The organism is Natrinema salsiterrestre, from assembly GCF_029502005.1.
Taxonomy (GTDB): domain Archaea; phylum Halobacteriota; class Halobacteria; order Halobacteriales; family Natrialbaceae; genus Natrinema; species Natrinema salsiterrestre.
This window is the reverse complement of the sequence record NZ_JAMQOT010000002.1, coordinates 552,749-566,449: the sequence shown is the minus strand read 5'-3', so window position 1 is coordinate 566,449 and position 13,701 is coordinate 552,749. Positions and strand designations below refer to the sequence as shown.

The 13,701-nt window shown below is 62.0% G+C and carries 19 protein-coding genes, 1 tRNA gene and 1 pseudogene; 11 read left to right on the top strand and 10 right to left on the bottom strand.

The genetic code is table 11. The annotated features are described in order from the left end of the window. Positions 1-2: 2 nt before the first annotated feature. Together rnhB and NDI89_RS08340 are read right to left on the bottom strand one after the other, a co-directional pair. Positions 3-674 (bottom strand): ribonuclease HII, encoded by a 672-nt coding sequence (rnhB, locus tag NDI89_RS08345; protein ID WP_277521072.1) that lies wholly within the window; start codon positions 672-674, stop codon positions 3-5. 60 nt (positions 675-734) lie between these two features. Beyond that, the gene (locus tag NDI89_RS08340; protein WP_277521071.1) at positions 735-2,114 is read right to left on the bottom strand and encodes a tRNA pseudouridine(54/55) synthase Pus10; all 1,380 of its coding nucleotides are present in this window, start codon (positions 2,112-2,114) and stop codon (positions 735-737) included. A 120-nt stretch (positions 2,115-2,234) separates the two neighbouring features. On the opposite strand from NDI89_RS08340, the gene NDI89_RS08335 reads away from it, so the two are divergent. The 4 genes from NDI89_RS08335 (at position 2,235) to NDI89_RS08320 (ending at position 4,304) form a co-directional block, all read left to right on the top strand. After that, positions 2,235-3,350: a S1C family serine protease gene (locus NDI89_RS08335; protein WP_277521070.1), complete on the top strand. Its 1,116-nt coding sequence runs from the start codon at positions 2,235-2,237 to the stop codon at positions 3,348-3,350. A gap of 284 nt (positions 3,351-3,634) precedes the next feature. After that, the gene (locus tag NDI89_RS08330; RefSeq protein WP_277521069.1) at positions 3,635-3,826 is read left to right on the top strand and encodes a DUF7511 domain-containing protein; all 192 of its coding nucleotides are present in this window, start codon (positions 3,635-3,637) and stop codon (positions 3,824-3,826) included. A 7-nt stretch (positions 3,827-3,833) separates the two neighbouring features. Continuing rightward, positions 3,834-4,022 carry a DUF8028 family protein gene (locus tag NDI89_RS08325; RefSeq protein ID WP_277521068.1) on the top strand — a complete coding sequence of 63 codons (189 nt, stop codon included), beginning with the start codon at positions 3,834-3,836 and terminating at the stop codon, positions 4,020-4,022. A gap of 123 nt (positions 4,023-4,145) precedes the next feature. Then, positions 4,146-4,304, top strand: a complete 159-nt coding sequence (locus NDI89_RS08320) for a hypothetical protein (protein WP_277521067.1) — start codon at positions 4,146-4,148, stop codon at positions 4,302-4,304. Between the two features lie 36 nt (positions 4,305-4,340). On the opposite strand, the gene NDI89_RS08315 is transcribed toward NDI89_RS08320, so the two are convergent. Then, positions 4,341-4,526, bottom strand: coding sequence for an HVO_A0556 family zinc finger protein (locus tag NDI89_RS08315; RefSeq protein ID WP_277521066.1), 186 nt, complete (start codon positions 4,524-4,526; stop codon positions 4,341-4,343). A 108-nt stretch (positions 4,527-4,634) separates the two neighbouring features. Here NDI89_RS08315 and NDI89_RS08310 point away from each other — a divergent pair, with 108 nt between their 5' ends. The 3 genes from NDI89_RS08310 to NDI89_RS08300 all read left to right on the top strand — a co-directional run bounded on the left by NDI89_RS08310 (position 4,635) and on the right by NDI89_RS08300 (position 6,034). Next, on the top strand, positions 4,635-5,192 hold the full coding sequence (locus NDI89_RS08310) for a metal-dependent hydrolase (protein ID WP_277521065.1): 558 nt from the start codon (positions 4,635-4,637) through the stop codon (positions 5,190-5,192). A gap of 60 nt (positions 5,193-5,252) precedes the next feature. Beyond that, the gene (trmY, locus tag NDI89_RS08305; RefSeq protein ID WP_277521064.1) at positions 5,253-5,855 is read left to right on the top strand and encodes a tRNA (pseudouridine(54)-N(1))-methyltransferase TrmY; all 603 of its coding nucleotides are present in this window, start codon (positions 5,253-5,255) and stop codon (positions 5,853-5,855) included. A gap of 106 nt (positions 5,856-5,961) precedes the next feature. Beyond that, positions 5,962-6,034: transfer RNA gene (locus NDI89_RS08300), tRNA-Pro, on the top strand. A gap of 198 nt (positions 6,035-6,232) precedes the next feature. Here NDI89_RS08300 and NDI89_RS23930 read toward each other — a convergent pair. Beyond that, complete coding sequence (locus NDI89_RS23930; protein WP_277521311.1) at positions 6,233-6,451, bottom strand: type II toxin-antitoxin system HicA family toxin; 219 nt, start codon at positions 6,449-6,451, stop codon at positions 6,233-6,235. Positions 6,452-6,454: 3 nt separating this feature from the next. Next, positions 6,455-6,652: pseudogene (locus tag NDI89_RS24055) on the bottom strand (type II toxin-antitoxin system HicB family antitoxin); the annotation flags it as partial. Positions 6,653-6,826: 174 nt separating this feature from the next. Here NDI89_RS24055 and NDI89_RS08290 point away from each other — a divergent pair. Continuing rightward, positions 6,827-7,270, top strand: a complete 444-nt coding sequence (locus NDI89_RS08290; protein WP_277521063.1) for a hypothetical protein — start codon at positions 6,827-6,829, stop codon at positions 7,268-7,270. 199 nt (positions 7,271-7,469) lie between these two features. Then, entirely contained in the window at positions 7,470-8,060 is a 591-nt protein-coding gene (locus tag NDI89_RS08285) for a hypothetical protein (protein WP_277521061.1), read from the top strand. A 147-nt stretch (positions 8,061-8,207) separates the two neighbouring features. On the opposite strand, the gene NDI89_RS08280 is transcribed toward NDI89_RS08285, so the two are convergent. After that, entirely contained in the window at positions 8,208-8,339 is a 132-nt protein-coding gene (locus NDI89_RS08280; RefSeq protein ID WP_277521060.1) for a hypothetical protein, read from the bottom strand. A gap of 83 nt (positions 8,340-8,422) precedes the next feature. Further along, positions 8,423-8,671, bottom strand: a complete 249-nt coding sequence (locus tag NDI89_RS08275) for a hypothetical protein (protein WP_277521059.1) — start codon at positions 8,669-8,671, stop codon at positions 8,423-8,425. A 973-nt stretch (positions 8,672-9,644) separates the two neighbouring features. On the opposite strand from NDI89_RS08275, the gene NDI89_RS08270 reads away from it, so the two are divergent. Then, complete coding sequence (locus NDI89_RS08270) at positions 9,645-10,055, top strand: type IV pilin N-terminal domain-containing protein (RefSeq protein WP_277521058.1); 411 nt, start codon at positions 9,645-9,647, stop codon at positions 10,053-10,055. A 1-nt stretch (position 10,056) separates the two neighbouring features. After that, positions 10,057-10,470, top strand: coding sequence for a type IV pilin N-terminal domain-containing protein (locus tag NDI89_RS08265; RefSeq protein ID WP_277521057.1), 414 nt, complete (start codon positions 10,057-10,059; stop codon positions 10,468-10,470). Between the two features lie 131 nt (positions 10,471-10,601). Here NDI89_RS08265 and NDI89_RS08260 read toward each other — a convergent pair whose 3' ends face one another. The 3 genes from NDI89_RS08260 to NDI89_RS08250 form a co-directional block, all read right to left on the bottom strand. Further along, complete coding sequence (locus NDI89_RS08260) at positions 10,602-12,518, bottom strand: hypothetical protein (RefSeq protein ID WP_277521056.1); 1,917 nt, start codon at positions 12,516-12,518, stop codon at positions 10,602-10,604. After that, positions 12,515-13,024 carry a hypothetical protein gene (locus NDI89_RS08255; RefSeq protein WP_277521055.1) on the bottom strand — a complete coding sequence of 170 codons (510 nt, stop codon included), beginning with the start codon at positions 13,022-13,024 and terminating at the stop codon, positions 12,515-12,517. Before NDI89_RS08255 ends, NDI89_RS08260 begins: the two co-directional genes overlap by 4 nt. Positions 13,025-13,409: 385 nt before the next feature. Next, entirely contained in the window at positions 13,410-13,592 is a 183-nt protein-coding gene (locus NDI89_RS08250) for a hypothetical protein (RefSeq protein WP_277521054.1), read from the bottom strand. Between the last annotated feature and the right edge of the window lie 109 nt (positions 13,593-13,701).

The window sequence follows — 13,701 nt, the reverse complement described above, 5'->3', positions numbered from 1 at the left end:
CGTTAGAACTGCTCGAGCCCCGTCTGCTCGGCCGCGGCGATCGCCTCCTCGCAGGTCGACCACGACTCCCGGGCAAACGGCGGGAGCTCGTGGTGTTCGTCGGCGTAGGAGGCGAGGAACTCGCGAGTGGTCGCGTCACCGGGATAGCCGCTGCCGATCTCTCCGTACTCCTCAGCCAGGGTAGCGACGTGTGCGTCGCGTTCGACCTTGGCGACGATACTGGCCGCGCCGACGAGCGGCGAGTCGTCGTCGGCACCGTGGCGCGCGTCGATCTCGAGCGGCTCGAGCGAGCAGGCGGCAGTGACCCGGCGAGCGAACCGGTCGGCGTCGGTGTCGCAGGCGTCGCAGAGCCCGGAAATCGAGCCGCTCGTCGCCTCGGTTCGCTCGAGGTCGGCGACGACCCGCTCGATCGCGCTCGCGTGCGCGTCGACCGCGAGGGAGTTCATGTCCGTCTCGGGATCGTCGATCCGCGCCGGCGTAATCTCGGCGACGCCGATCGCGATCCCGTCGTCGGCCCGCAGGCTCGCCGCCAACTCCTCGCGTCGCTCGGGCGTGAGTCGTTTCGAGTCTCGGATTCCCTCGGGGAGGTCGCTCGGCTCCTCGCAGTTGACGGCCGCGGCGAACATCGACCCCAGTGCGGGACCTTTTCCCGCCTCGTCGACGCCGAATGGCATACGCTCTCCGTCGGTAGCGGTGAGGAAAATCGTTGCGACTCGTCGCGGGGAAGCCCGCGTTCAGTCGGCCGTCTCCGCGACCTCGTCGTCGCGGTCCGCGGGCCGTTCGTCCAGGAAGTACTCCTCGAGCTCGAACGGCTCGTCCGCTCCCTCGACGCCGGTCACGTCCAGCGCCGTCACCTCGGCGTCGGTCTCGAGGAGGCCCGCCAGACTCGGCTCGGTCCGGCCGTTGTCGCTGCTGATGAGCTCTTTCACGTAGAGGCCGCCCTCGCCGTGGATCCGAATTTCGGCCTCGGTCGGCGAGCGGAGGTCGCCGTCGATCCCGTAGACGGTTCGCTCGCGGGTCAGTCCCGCTCGCCGGTGGTCGACCCGCTCGGGCGTGTACTGATCGACGGTCGTCCCCTCGAGTTCGGCGAGCGCCGTTTCGAGGGCGTCCTCCTCGACCGGCTCCGCGAACTCGACGTCGGCCCGGTACCGTTTGCTCGCGTCGTGTTCCTTGACGCGTTCGACCATCTCGTAGGTCGCGAGCCGCAGCCCCTCGACCTCGACGGAGCCGTCAGCGGCCGCGTTGATCTCGCGCTCGAGCGCGTCGGGGTCCGGATCGCGCTCGCGAGGCCGTTTCACCTCGAGGACGAACGGCCGCCCGCCCTCGAGCATGCGGGCGTCGACGTCTTCCCGTCCCGCGCCGTGGAACGTTCCTTCGTCGCCGTCCATAGCTTCGACGACGTGGGGTCGAACGACCTGTTCGACGCTGGTATCGTACATGTAGCCGGAGCCGCCGCAGTAGTCACATGGTTCCTCGCCGTCGTCGCCCAGTTGAATGCCGCTGCCGCCACACTCCCGGCAAGGCCACTCCGTCTGCGGGATATCGCGCTCGAGTTTGCGGTAGCGGCCGTAGACGAACGCGGGGTTGACCTGGACGTCGACCGCGTGGCTCGTGACGGTGCCCGACTCGAGGGCCTCGAGCGGGTCGAACCCCTCGAGATCGACGATCGCGAGCACGTCGGGCCGGTCGAAGTCGACCTCGGTTCCGGTCGCCGCGCCGACGCGTCGGCCGACTTCGCGGTTGACCTCGCGCTTCATCGACTCGCCGGCGTCGGGCTCGAGACCGGCGTCCTCCCGGAGGAGTCGCTCGTTCTCTTCGACGAGCGGCGTGACTCGCGACCCGACCTGGTAGGTGGCGAAGTCGACGGCCTCGAGAGCGTCCACGATCGCGTCGGCGATGGCGTCGAAGGTGCCGCAGTACCCCTCGCAGACCCAGCAGTCCGCGGGGTCGGTGGGTTCGAAGTCGTCGTCGTCGGCGAGCGCGACCGTCGTGCGCAGCGCCCGGCCCCGCTCGGCGTTGGTCAGCCCGAAACTCCGCTCGGCGAAGGGCCGCCCGAGACAGGAGTCGCAGATCGCTCCCGTCGCCAGCAACGCGCGGGCGTCTTCCGTGATCATATCCCGTGACTCGGGGAGCCGCGGGTAACACGTTTTCCCTTCGGGGGAACGACCGCCGGTGGCCGAAACCGCCAGCCGACGGCCCGGAGGTTCAAATGGGTCGGGTCCCATCCCCCGGCTATGCAGGATTCCCGACTCGGTCGGCGCTCTCTTCTCGCCGCCGCGAGCGCCGGCCTCGCCGGTGCCGTCGCCGGCTGTGCCGAGCCCCAGGCCGATAGTTCGATCGAGGGCGACTCCTCGTACACCATCGATCGAGAGAACCTCGCGGAGGGATCGGCGTTTACCGACCTCTACGATGCGATCATCGAATCGGTGGCACAGGTCCGCGTGTTCGGCATCGAAAATCCGGATACCGGTGCCGAAGGTCGGGGTCAGGGATCGGGCTTTCTCTACGACGACCGCCACGTCGTCACCAACGACCACGTCATCGCGGACGGCGAGGCGGCCGACCTCCAGTACATCAACGGCGACTGGACGAGCACGACGCTCGTCGGCCGCGACTACTACAGCGATCTGGCCGTCCTCGAGGTCGATCACGCCCCCGACGCGGCGACGCCGCTGTCCCTGACTGAGCGCCGCCCCGTCGTCGGTCAGCAGGTCGCCGCGGTCGGCAACCCCTACGGCCTCGAGGGATCGATGTCCGCGGGGATCGTCAGCGGCGTCGACCGGACGCTCAACGCACCCCAGCGGCAGTTCTCGTACCCGAACGTGATCCAGACGGACGCTGCGGTCAACCCCGGCAACAGCGGGGGGCCGCTCGTCGACCTCGAGGGGAACGTCGTCGGCGTCATCAACTCCGGCGGCGGCGACAACATCGCCTTCGCCATCTCGGCGGCGCTCGCCGGCCGCGTCGTTCCAGCGCTCATCGAATCGGGCTCGTACGATCACTCCTACATGGGAATCGGGCTCAGGACGGTCGATCGCATCGTCGCGGAGGCGAACGACCTCCCCGAGGCGACCGGCATCCTCGTCGTCTCCGTCGCCGACGGATCGGCCGCCGACGGCGTCCTCCGGCCCTCCTCGGAGACGGTCCAGCGACGCGGCGAATCGATCCCCGTCGGTGGTGACGTCATCGTCGAGCTGGACGGCAACCCGATCCCCGATCGCCACGCGCTCTCGACGTATCTCGCGCTCGAGACCAGTCCCGGGGACACGCTCGAAATGCGTCTCCGACGGAATGAACGGACGATCACCCGCGACCTCACGCTCGGCGCTCGGCCGTCGGTTTCCAGATAACCCGTCGTTCCGGACGCCACTGGGAGACGGCGGTCGGTCGTCCGCCAGTCGACGGCCGGCCGAAATCGGTCGTTACCTCGTCCCCGCCTCCGGATTCCCGCGCGCATCGATCCGTAGCGGTATCGTACACGACAGGGCTCGTTGAGTTCTTTTTCGCCCGATCGAACCGTTCGAATCGGGCCGGAACCGAACGCTATCGACGGAAACGGTACCGTTAGATACTCGATAACAATACCACCGGATCCGGTAGCCCCGGTCGGCGAGTAGCCGTCGCCCGATACCCCATGACCGACGCCGATTTCCACTCACCAACCACCGAGGAACCGCCAGTCGAACTCGACCACGTCACGGTCGAACACGACGACGCCCCGGCCGAGTGTGCGATCTTTCCCCGCGGGGCCGGCGAGGACGAACTGATGACCACCTGGATCTCGGCTCACGACGATTCCTTCGTCGACCTCGAGTCGATGCGCTAGTCCGACGATGCACCTGAACCGCTCCGTCACCGTCGCCGGCTTCTGGCTCGGAACCGTGCTCCCCATCGTCTATCTCCCCGTCATCTTCGCCGGTATCGACTCGGTGCAGCGCCTGTCGCTGTTCGTCGCGCTCCTGTCGATCCACGTCCTCGCCCTCATCGTCGGCCACGACTATTCCGGCTCTCGATCCCGGTGATACCCCTCCACAGCTCGTCGAGGCGGAGTTTCGCGTCGCTCCGAGTCGGTTGTCAGTTCCGATTTCGAACCGGTAAGCAGTGGGCTAAAAAGCGCTAAGTGTTCCTGTGTGGTGTTATCACACATGGAAACCCGGTGTCCGCTCTGCCGTCGCCTCGTTCCCAGCGACGCACAGCACTGGTGTCGCTGTGGCAAGGCCATGGACTCGCGGTGTTACGATGCACACGACGACTGGTGTGCAGTTCGCAGCGGCGACGCGTGGATCGGTGCGCTCGAGCGATAGCGTCGGGGTCGCGGTTTCCGATGACCGAGCCGACGACTACTCGAGCGAGGCCGACCAGACCTGTACCCGCGGCGTTTCGCAGCTGTCACAGACGACCGCTCTGTTGTTCTTGTAGCGCCCTCGCTCGAGTTCGCCCTCGGCGCAGTCCGGGCAGGGCCGCCCCTCGAGCATCGCGAACAACTGCCGTTTCCCGCCGGGCTTCGACGGCTCTGATTTCGCCATGTACTCACTCCATATCGGATATCGGGGAAACGGTTGGCCATGCCTATGCAGTGTCGAAACGGGCTCGAGTCGAAGCCCCTATGCATCCCTTCGGCGTACTGCCGGGGGATGTGGCCCTGGGGACACCTCGCCGTCGCCTACCTGTTATACACCATCAGCATCCGCCAGCGGTTCGATCGGCCGCCGTCCGCCCTCCCGGTCATCGCACTCGCCGTCGGGTCGCAGACCCCGGACCTGATCGACAAACCCCTCGCGTGGAATTTCGGGATCTTGCCTGGCGGCCGAACCCTCGCACACTCGCTGTTCGTCGTCGCCCTCCTCGTCCCGGCCGTTCTCCTCGTCTCGGATCGGCTCCGACACCGAGCGGTCGGCGTCGGCTTCCTCGTCGGCTACGGCTCGCACCTCCTCTCGGATATCCCGCCCGCGGTCCTCTCCGGGGAATTCGCCCACGCCGCCTACCTCCTGTGGCCGGTCCTCAAGCAGCCCCCCGAAGAGCCCGTCGCCGGGATTCTCGATGCGATCCTCCACTACTACACGCTGGGTCCCTACGAGTGGGTCCAGTTCGGCCTCTTCGCCGTCGCCGCCCTCGCCTGGTATCGCGACGGCATGCCCGGACTCGAACTCGTCACCGCCCCGATCGTCCGGCGATTCGGGACCCAGTCGTGAGCGGCGACCGACCCGGCACCGAACCGTGGCGGCTATCCCGCCGGCCGGCCTCCGTCCGGTATGCGCCAGTTCGTACTCATCGGTCACGACGTCCCCACGACGCCCGAGTTCTCGCTCGACGACCTCGCGGGCGGGGCCGGTCGCCTCGACGCGCTCTGTCGCTCGATCACCGCCGCATTTGTCACCTCCCACGGCATCCGGGAGGACGTCCGCGTCCACCTGATCGCTCGGGACGAATACACCATCACCTTCGACGGACGGGAACTCCAGCGGCTCAACCCCGACGAACGAAGCACCGCCGCACTGGTTCGCAAGGCCCTCGAGCACCGCGAGGACGCCATCGGCGCGCTGCCCGCCGAACCCAGCCCCGGTATCGAGCTCTACCGCCGCGGCTTCGAGGGCACGCTCGAGGCCATCGCCGACGACGGCCCGATCGTCCAGCTCCACGAGGACGGCGACGCGGTAGTCGACGTCGGTGCGGAGGCGCTCGCCGATTCGATCTTCGTCCTGTCCGACCACCGGGACGTCACCGACGCGGAGGCGGCGCTGCTCGAGGGCTTCGGCGACCAGCGGCTTCGGCTCGGCCCCGAACTGCTGCACGCGGATCAAGCGATCACCGTCGCCCACCACTACCTGGATACGGACGGCTACGAGCGGTTTTGAAGGGACTCTGGGGTATCGCTGACTCGAGGAATCGGACCTCCCTCGGGTGATCCGACGGCGACTTTCGGAAGCGTTAAACGAACGGATGCGTACACTCAGAATGTGCGGGCCGGTGGGGTAGCTTGGTATCCTTCGGCCTTCGGGTGGCCGTAACCGCAGTTCGAATCTGCGCCGGCCCACTTTTCCCGCATCGCAATACGAGGAGCAACGCGCGATCGCTGCCTCGAGAGATGCTTCCGCGAAAACGGCGAGATCGACGGCGAACATCGCGTCCAGATCCGGAACGGTGACGAGGAGGACCGGTCTCGAACTCGTCGACGGTATTGGAGAGAACTGAGGTACGCAGTGAATCAGCTATGTTCATCGATCCATCGACATCACTCGTCGAAGTCGTCAGCACCGCACTGATCGGCGATGCTCCGAAGGGGTTCGATCTCGATTTCGCTGTGTTGGGGAACGTCGGCGTGGCGGACCTCACCGGTGTCGGTATTCTCGTACCGGAGGCGAACGTGACTCCCGTGGCGTGAGACGGGCCTGTAGCCGAACGACGATAATACTTCGACGACCTCGTGGCCGGAAAAAGTCGTCCGGACGATCCGTTACTGCATGAAATCGGATCGGTCCGCTTCGTCGACGTCTTCGAGATCGTCGGCGTCGCACTCGAACTCCTCTTCGAGAAACGTGTCGGGATCGTCGATCGACTCGCCGCCGTCCTCGTGAAGCTCGAGGACCTCGGCCAGCTGTGCGAGTGCATCCGCACGCGTCTCCCCGCCGCGGGCGAGCCCGGTCTCGAGATCTTTGGCGGTGACACTCTCGTCGCTCTCGGAATAGAACTCTACGCCCCAGTGCGGTCGTTGCGCGTTGCACTCGCTATGTGGGTACGAATAGTGAGAATACGATTATAAGCGCTCGTACTGGAACACTGCGATCGGACCCAAACCGTTTTGATAAATTAACAACACGAATGGTGTATGGCGCTTGCCCTCCGCGGACACCTCTTCGGCAGCCAGTTCGAGCGAAATCTCACGTTTCTCGTCGTCCCTTTCATCTTCCTCGGGACGTTCGTTGCGTACGCGACTGACCTGTTCTCCGTTGAAGGGTGCGCTATCCTCCTTCCAGGGAATGCGACATATCTCGGGATCATCGTGGCGGTCACTGTCGGATACCGGCGTGGTGGATTGCTCGCTGCATGGATCTCGCTGTTCGCTGCCTACCAAGGGTTTTACGCCGAGTGGGCATTCCTCGGGCTTTCGAGCCACTCGCTTACCGGTAAGTTCGCCTTCCTCTTCGATCCAGTCAGTCTTGCAATCGCTGCAGGCGCATCAATCGGCTTCGGTACGATCGCGTACGTCGTCGGAATCATCCTCCACCGTGGACGGGATTTCGTACTTCACCGGGACAACCGCACTACGTAACCCTGAGAAGAGGCAGTGCGGTGCAACCGTGTGAAATGAGATGCTATTCACCGACAGTCCACCTCGATTGGTACTTGCGCGGCAGCTCATTGATGGACACGATACATAATCACGAGGACAGCAATAAGTACAGATAACACAGTTATCAATATTTTATTACCAGAAGGTCCTTCGTGGATGAGAATGAAAGTCGGTTAAAATGAAGCGGCGCAACGTGATCGCCATCGGGGGACTCAGCGCATTCGGCGGCACTGGTGCGATTGTTGGCAATGCCCTGTATGGATCATCCAGCCTCGGATTCGAACGGAGTGGCGATAGTACCGTCGTCCGAAAGGACGGTGAACGGATCGAGTCTCTCAGCCTTCCTGTTACCCCTGTCGAGGACGACAACGCAGTCCTCGGGATGTCGATCCCCAATCGAACGACGGTGCAAACGGTGGCTGTGGATATCGTCTGGGCAATACAACGGGACGGGCTTTGGTCAGACGTTATCATCGAACTTTCGGTGACCGGTGATGTCAGGACGATCCTCGATCCCGGTGGAGCGACCGCCTATAGTTCGGTGTGGGGATCTCCCTCGGAAACCAAGGAGTCATTCCCTTCGAAGCGCCGATATGCATATCCGCTTGGAACGACGGCGGGTCGTGCCAACACCTTGCTCACGGTTATGGAAACCACTCATTCTGAGGAAGATGTGGTCGAAGTGGAGGTCCGACTGTCGGCACGCTCGCTCGACGGTACTCGAGTCGAACTCACTGCGCCGACTAAACTAATCTCCAACCTGGATTAGCAAGCACGTTTACGTATTAGGGTGTCACAGTTTGCCCGTGAGAAAATAGCATTTTATTCGCCAACAGTCATGCCGACTGGTATTCGAGTGGCAGATCGTCGGCGTCGAGAATTCCAGCGATTGCGCCAGGTACATCTGGGCCGTCGATCAGAAGACGACGACCCAGACGTGGCCGCAGTGCTGGCACTCGAAGGTCGTTCGGAGTCCGTCGTCGGTGACCGCTCGATCGGTCACGTCACAGGGGCTGGACAGACACTCCGGGCAGAGGGTATCGGGCATTGCTGGTGACGGGGGGTCGATCGGGGTGCGGGACGCTGGCAGTCGATCCGGTATCGGGGGCGGCGACTGCGGTGGGGGCGGTGCTACTCACGGTCGCCCTCCAGCGAGCCGGGGGGTATCGTGCAGCCACAGGGGGAGGCGGTGGCCTCGAGCGGGCCGGTGACGGAGACGACCCAGACGGTGCGGCCGCAGGTGGGACAGTCGGGGAGGGAGGCCTCGAACCGTTCCATGGCCGTGGCCGTCGAGTAGCGCGTCTCGTCGGGCGGCTCGGGTTGGTCGCTGGATGCGGTGTCCGACGCTCGAGCGCTGGAGGGGCGGCTCTCGTCGGTCATCGCGACCTCCGGGGACGGCGCGGGCGGCCGGTGTGGTGCATAGCCGTGGCTGGTCGAGCGGGTTGATTCCACTGTCGTGCGGGACGTTTATATCCCGGTAGGATGTACGCGAACATGGCTTTCGAATCCCGTGACGGGATTGGAAGCCAGGTCTCGGGTGCTGGTTCCACCCGGGGCGTTTCGAAGCGCCCCCATGCAATCGCGTTCGGAGACCGACTTCCGATTACATTGTTATCATGAATTAACTTATATCTACTGCTAATTGGTTGGGAAGATATGTCGCAACGGGTCGATGTACTGGTCGACGTAGGGTGCTGCTCGAGGGTGGCTTCGAGCGGCGCACTTCAATTTCTGCGCGTACCTGCTAGAGTCTGACCGGACCGGCTGCCGGTTCGTATTGGATAGACTTCATTTACAATGTCAGCGCGCGCCAGCGATAATCTGTACTTTGGTGTCTGCTCACATTGGATCCACTGCGGCCACAGTGGTTGAAATCTCTTTACTGAGTGTTTTGCGCGGTAGCTGGCAACAGCAGAGTCTTCCTCGACTGTTTCTTGTAGGCCTATAGACGACTTCTCACGGGTGTTTGGCGACGGCACGGTCGGTGTGAACGAGTTGAGGATTGTTCACAGGGCAGAATCACTCTTAGAACTAAAATCAATAATCGTTGACTGGCCAACGGAGTGAATCGCAATACGGCGGCGTTTCAAGACGGTTCTGTAACCCCTCTACGATACCTTGATTATCATGTATGAAAGCGTCTCGAGACAACGTAACGACATATTGAATGTCACTATCCCATACCTATATATGGGCTAAATCTTCTGGTTACTATCAGCATCCGCGACGAGCGGGACGGAAAGCGCAGGCGCGCAGATGGCCCCCTGGCCCCGTGCGCCACTTGGCCCAATCAGATGGGTCGGAATAAGTTTTCCTACCGTTCACGCCGGTGCTGTACGGTGGATCAAAAAATATGGACGCAAAACGAATCAGATCGAAGTTGATCGGAAGCGAAGACGAGCGCGCAGTATCTCCAGTTATTGGTGTTATCCTTATGGTCGCCATTACGGTCATTCTCGCGGCCGTGATCGCAGCCTTCGTGCTGGACCTGGGACAGAGTCAAAGTGCGAGTGCCGCGGCAGGTTTTCAATTTGAAGAGACGAGTAGTGGCGTAGATGTCACCTTCATTAGCGCAGATCGCGTTGACGGAGCATCTGGGTCCAAAGCAATATCAACAACCACTGATCCTAGTGGGAGTTGCCCTACTATCGATAGTGTCGGACAAACAGTTACCTGTAGTGATGGGAGTAGTCCGCCAAACAGTATCAGTATCGTTGCAACGTATCAGGGAGAAGACACCACTGTCGCAACTTGGAGTAACTAATATGGACGCAAAAAATCTTAGGTCGAAGCTGATCGGAAGTGAAGAGGAACGAGCAGTATCACCGGTTATCGGGGTCATTCTTATGGTTGCTATCACGGTCATTCTCGCGGCCGTGATCGCAGCCTTCGTGCTGGACCTCGGCCAGAGTCAAAGTGCGAGTGCATCTGCAGGGGTTCAATTCCAAGAATCTGGGGGTAGTTCGGGCGAAGTGCAAGTTACGTGGATTGAAGAGGGTCGTACAGATGGTTCTGGTCTAACGATTGCGAGCGGTTCCTGTACAGACACTTCTGGAGGTAGTAGTACGTCATCGATAGGTAGCGTTGGTGAATCAGTATATTGTGATAATACAGTTGACATTAGTATAACCGCTTCGTACGAGGGTTCAACTACTACTGTCGCAACGTGGTCTGCCTAATTATTGGGCAAACCACTATTAAGACGTATTTTCATCTTTTTTGAATTGTACCTTGGATAGGATCCTGCAATGGTTGATTAGAAATAATTATATTTATTAGCTACTTTCTATAGATTCGTTCCTTCAGCGAACTACAGTGGCACCATTGGCAGTACGTATCCGGCTGCCCTGCCGAAAAGCAAGAACGCAAACGCGGCCATGAGAAGGGAAGTGAGCCCGCTCCCCAGACCCAATAGGATTGCACCCACGGACGTGTTCGTTCGGTCAAACGCCGCTAAGAGACTCCACAGCCCGACCGCAGTCGTTATTGTGATGGCGAGGAGAGCGATTCCCTGTATTGTCTCATCAGCAGTGTAATCCCGCATCACGACGGTGATGAGGATGAGCTGTCCTCCGATGAGGACGGCTCCAGCGTAGCTAAACGCGAGCCACAGTGGTCGCTCTGACACCGTCGCACGCACCCATCGAAGGCGGGCAATGACATAGATAGCGAGCGGGAACAATGGGTACACGTATCGGACAGTGAGCATTGCATGGAGCGGTAATCGGTAGATGTACAGTAGCGTGATCAGAACCCCGTAAATTACGACAAATACGTCGGCGGCAAAGACCGGTCTAGATCTAAAAGCAGGAGACCCACTTCCGACTACCCTGTTGACCACGGCCCGGATGGCGACGACGGGTGCAGCTACCAGTGCGCCCGCAATCGGGAGCGCCTCGAGAAAGGCGACGTTGATAGCGAGCCCGGTCGCACCCGGTGATGAAAACTCGAGATACCCGCTCCGAACGAACGTGTGGTACAGTCGCCCCGGTTCCCGCTGGATCGCCTCGAGGCCGTGGGAGAGGAACTGCGTGAACAGCAGTGCCCTGTCGATGGTACTGATCAGTGGCGCAGCGGCGTCGCCTATGAGACCGCCGAGAATGCCACTGCCGGTTCCGCCACCGCCGGTTCCGCCACCCCCTCCGCCCGATGAACTCGCTGTTCCGCCACCGGTTACCCGTGCTCCGATCGCGTCGCTGCCGTACCGGTCGAGCATCCGCGGCGGCGTGAACGGACCGCCGGAGATCAGGTAGTTCGTCAGGAAAAACGGGACCAGCGAGACGAAAAATCCGGCCGCAACCGTCGCGAGCGTCCGGACCCCGTTTTCCCGTGCAGTGACGAAGTCGGCGACGACGATCGCGATGAGGAGAACGATCCCCTCGGCGGCGTTCAACCACGCGGTGAGGCCCACCGGAACGTAGGCGGCGGCCCTGTATCGCCGGTACGTCGCGATCCGGCCAGCCTCCCGGCTTCGGTAGAGACAGAAGAGGGTGAGCAACGCGAACAGAGCTGTGAGAACGTGTCGTTTGGGAATCGTCGCCCAGACCAGTGCCGGTGATGCGACGCCGGCCGCGACGCCGGCCGCGAGCCCGACGTCGGCCGAGTAGAGCCGCGAGAGGAGCCGATAGATGACGACCGCGGAGACGGCGGCGGCGACGAGCGTCGCGAGCTGGAGCGCGAGATACGCGTGATGGTCGACCAGCAACGGCGTCGCCACGGACACGCTGCCGACGAAACTGCCGAGCGCGAGGACGCCGCCGAGGAGATGTCCCCACTCGTGCCGGCCCACCAGTCGCCCGCCGACGCTGACGGTGGCGAACATCGAGAGGCTCCACAGTGCCGCGAGAGCGATGCGAACGTCCGCGACCGCAGCGACCCCGTCCAGCACCCAGAGGAACGGGAGCGCGAAGACGATGTGTGCGAAGTTTCGAGGGTATGCCTTTCCGTTATATTTAGCCATTCCCGGTGTCTCGAGCGTCTCGCCGTACGTCGGTGTGTCGACGTGGAGGTGTCCCTCGCTCAGTGCGACGAGCCCGTTGGCGACGGTCAGGTTATCGTTGATGGAGTAGGTCGTCCGCCAGAGCACCATCGCCGCGGTACACGTGAGCAGAAAGACGAATACGCCGCCGTAATCGCCGAACACGAGCCGTCCGAGACGACGGGCAACCATGCCCGCTCGTCCAGTAGATTCGTCGAGCGCGTCGCGATACTGTGATCGGTAGCTCACTCTTCGACCTCCACCGTGATATTTCGGCTCACGAGCGTCCGCTCGACGGCGGTCTGGTTTTCCGTGCCGTGGTAGGTAAGATTCAGTTCCGCGTCGTACCGGTCTTCGGTGACGCGATCCGGGTCGACAGTCGTTTTCGGAATCGACAGTGTGGTCCGTTCCGACGACTCCTCGCTCACCGTCGTCGTTGAGAGGGACGTAATTCCGAGTTCGCCGATAGCGATCTCGTACGTGAACCGCACGCACCCCCGAATATCGGTCATACGTACGTCGGCGTCGGATACAGATAGCTTCCAGACCTCGGCCCCGAACTCGGAGCGGGAGAGGGTTGCGGACTCGGGAAGAGACGACGACTGCACCACCGCGGTCCCCTGGTTGGAGAGCACGCCGCCTTCACAGGGACTGTCACGGCTCGTAAAGTCTACCGGCACGAAGGGGCCCGAAGTGAACACCGTCGCAGTAATAACTCCGATGACGACGAGCGACACGACCCGTTGCCCGATCATACTGATCCTCTATATCGAAGTCGCTGAAATAAATATGTTGATACGACGAAAGCGGGCGAGAATTCGGGACGAGACTCCTATTCTCTTTGATATCGAACACTATAATATCATATATTGGAACGTAGTAACAAACCGACCTCCCCCATCGAATTCGACTATGAACGCGCGAGACCCACGTAGACCAGCAGTTCGATGGGGCTCGTAGGACTTTCACTCGGTACAATGGTGTCTGATACAGCGACCCTGAATGACACCTCCGTCTCGGTTAAATGCCGGCGTATGATCGATACGCGAGAACCGAACCGGAGAGTAGCCGTCACCCCTTCTCTACGTTACGATCAGACTCTGAGAAGCCACTGCACGTTCCGTCCGTGATCCGCTTTCCCTAGCCACCTTCGAACACCTCCTCCTCGTCGACGACCCGCGGCGACGGCTCCGGGCACGAACAGGCGTTGTGTGGACTGACCGGCCGCACCGTCCCGTCCTGCCACGCCCACACCGTGAACAGCTCGCCGCAGTCGTTACAGATCCCGGCCGCCTTCTCTCTGTTTTCGTTCGATGATGTCACGTAACGTATCCCACTCCCAGTACCGTGTCAACAATACCCAGTCGGAAAGTACTCGGGGTCGAGACCGCGCGGTAGTCCGTCGGTACGACCATCGATACAGAACCCTCTC

Excerpts from the sequence above, each read along its gene's own strand:
- NDI89_RS08340 (WP_277521071.1), bottom strand. The coding sequence starts at position 2,114 with ATGATCACGGAAGACGCCCGCGCGTTGCTGGCGACGGGAGCGATCTGC.
- rnhB (WP_277521072.1), bottom strand. The coding sequence starts at position 674 with ATGCCATTCGGCGTCGACGAGGCGGGAAAAGGTCCCGCACTGGGGTCG.
- NDI89_RS08270 (WP_277521058.1), top strand. The coding sequence starts at position 9,645 with ATGGACGCAAAACGAATCAGATCGAAGTTGATCGGAAGCGAAGACGAG.
- NDI89_RS08265 (WP_277521057.1), top strand. The coding sequence starts at position 10,057 with ATGGACGCAAAAAATCTTAGGTCGAAGCTGATCGGAAGTGAAGAGGAA.
- NDI89_RS08310 (WP_277521065.1), top strand. The coding sequence starts at position 4,635 with ATGTGGCCCTGGGGACACCTCGCCGTCGCCTACCTGTTATACACCATC.
- NDI89_RS08320 (WP_277521067.1), top strand. The coding sequence starts at position 4,146 with ATGGAAACCCGGTGTCCGCTCTGCCGTCGCCTCGTTCCCAGCGACGCA.
- NDI89_RS08290 (WP_277521063.1), top strand. The coding sequence starts at position 6,827 with ATGGCGCTTGCCCTCCGCGGACACCTCTTCGGCAGCCAGTTCGAGCGA.
- NDI89_RS08285 (WP_277521061.1), top strand. The coding sequence starts at position 7,470 with ATGAAGCGGCGCAACGTGATCGCCATCGGGGGACTCAGCGCATTCGGC.
- NDI89_RS08315 (WP_277521066.1), bottom strand. The coding sequence starts at position 4,526 with ATGGCGAAATCAGAGCCGTCGAAGCCCGGCGGGAAACGGCAGTTGTTC.
- NDI89_RS08255 (WP_277521055.1), bottom strand. The coding sequence starts at position 13,024 with ATGATCGGGCAACGGGTCGTGTCGCTCGTCGTCATCGGAGTTATTACT.
- NDI89_RS08325 (WP_277521068.1), top strand. The coding sequence starts at position 3,834 with ATGCACCTGAACCGCTCCGTCACCGTCGCCGGCTTCTGGCTCGGAACC.
- NDI89_RS08335 (WP_277521070.1), top strand. The coding sequence starts at position 2,235 with ATGCAGGATTCCCGACTCGGTCGGCGCTCTCTTCTCGCCGCCGCGAGC.
- NDI89_RS08275 (WP_277521059.1), bottom strand. The coding sequence starts at position 8,671 with ATGACCGACGAGAGCCGCCCCTCCAGCGCTCGAGCGTCGGACACCGCA.
- trmY (WP_277521064.1), top strand. The coding sequence starts at position 5,253 with ATGCGCCAGTTCGTACTCATCGGTCACGACGTCCCCACGACGCCCGAG.
- NDI89_RS08330 (WP_277521069.1), top strand. The coding sequence starts at position 3,635 with ATGACCGACGCCGATTTCCACTCACCAACCACCGAGGAACCGCCAGTC.
- NDI89_RS08280 (WP_277521060.1), bottom strand. The coding sequence starts at position 8,339 with ATGCCCGATACCCTCTGCCCGGAGTGTCTGTCCAGCCCCTGTGACGTG.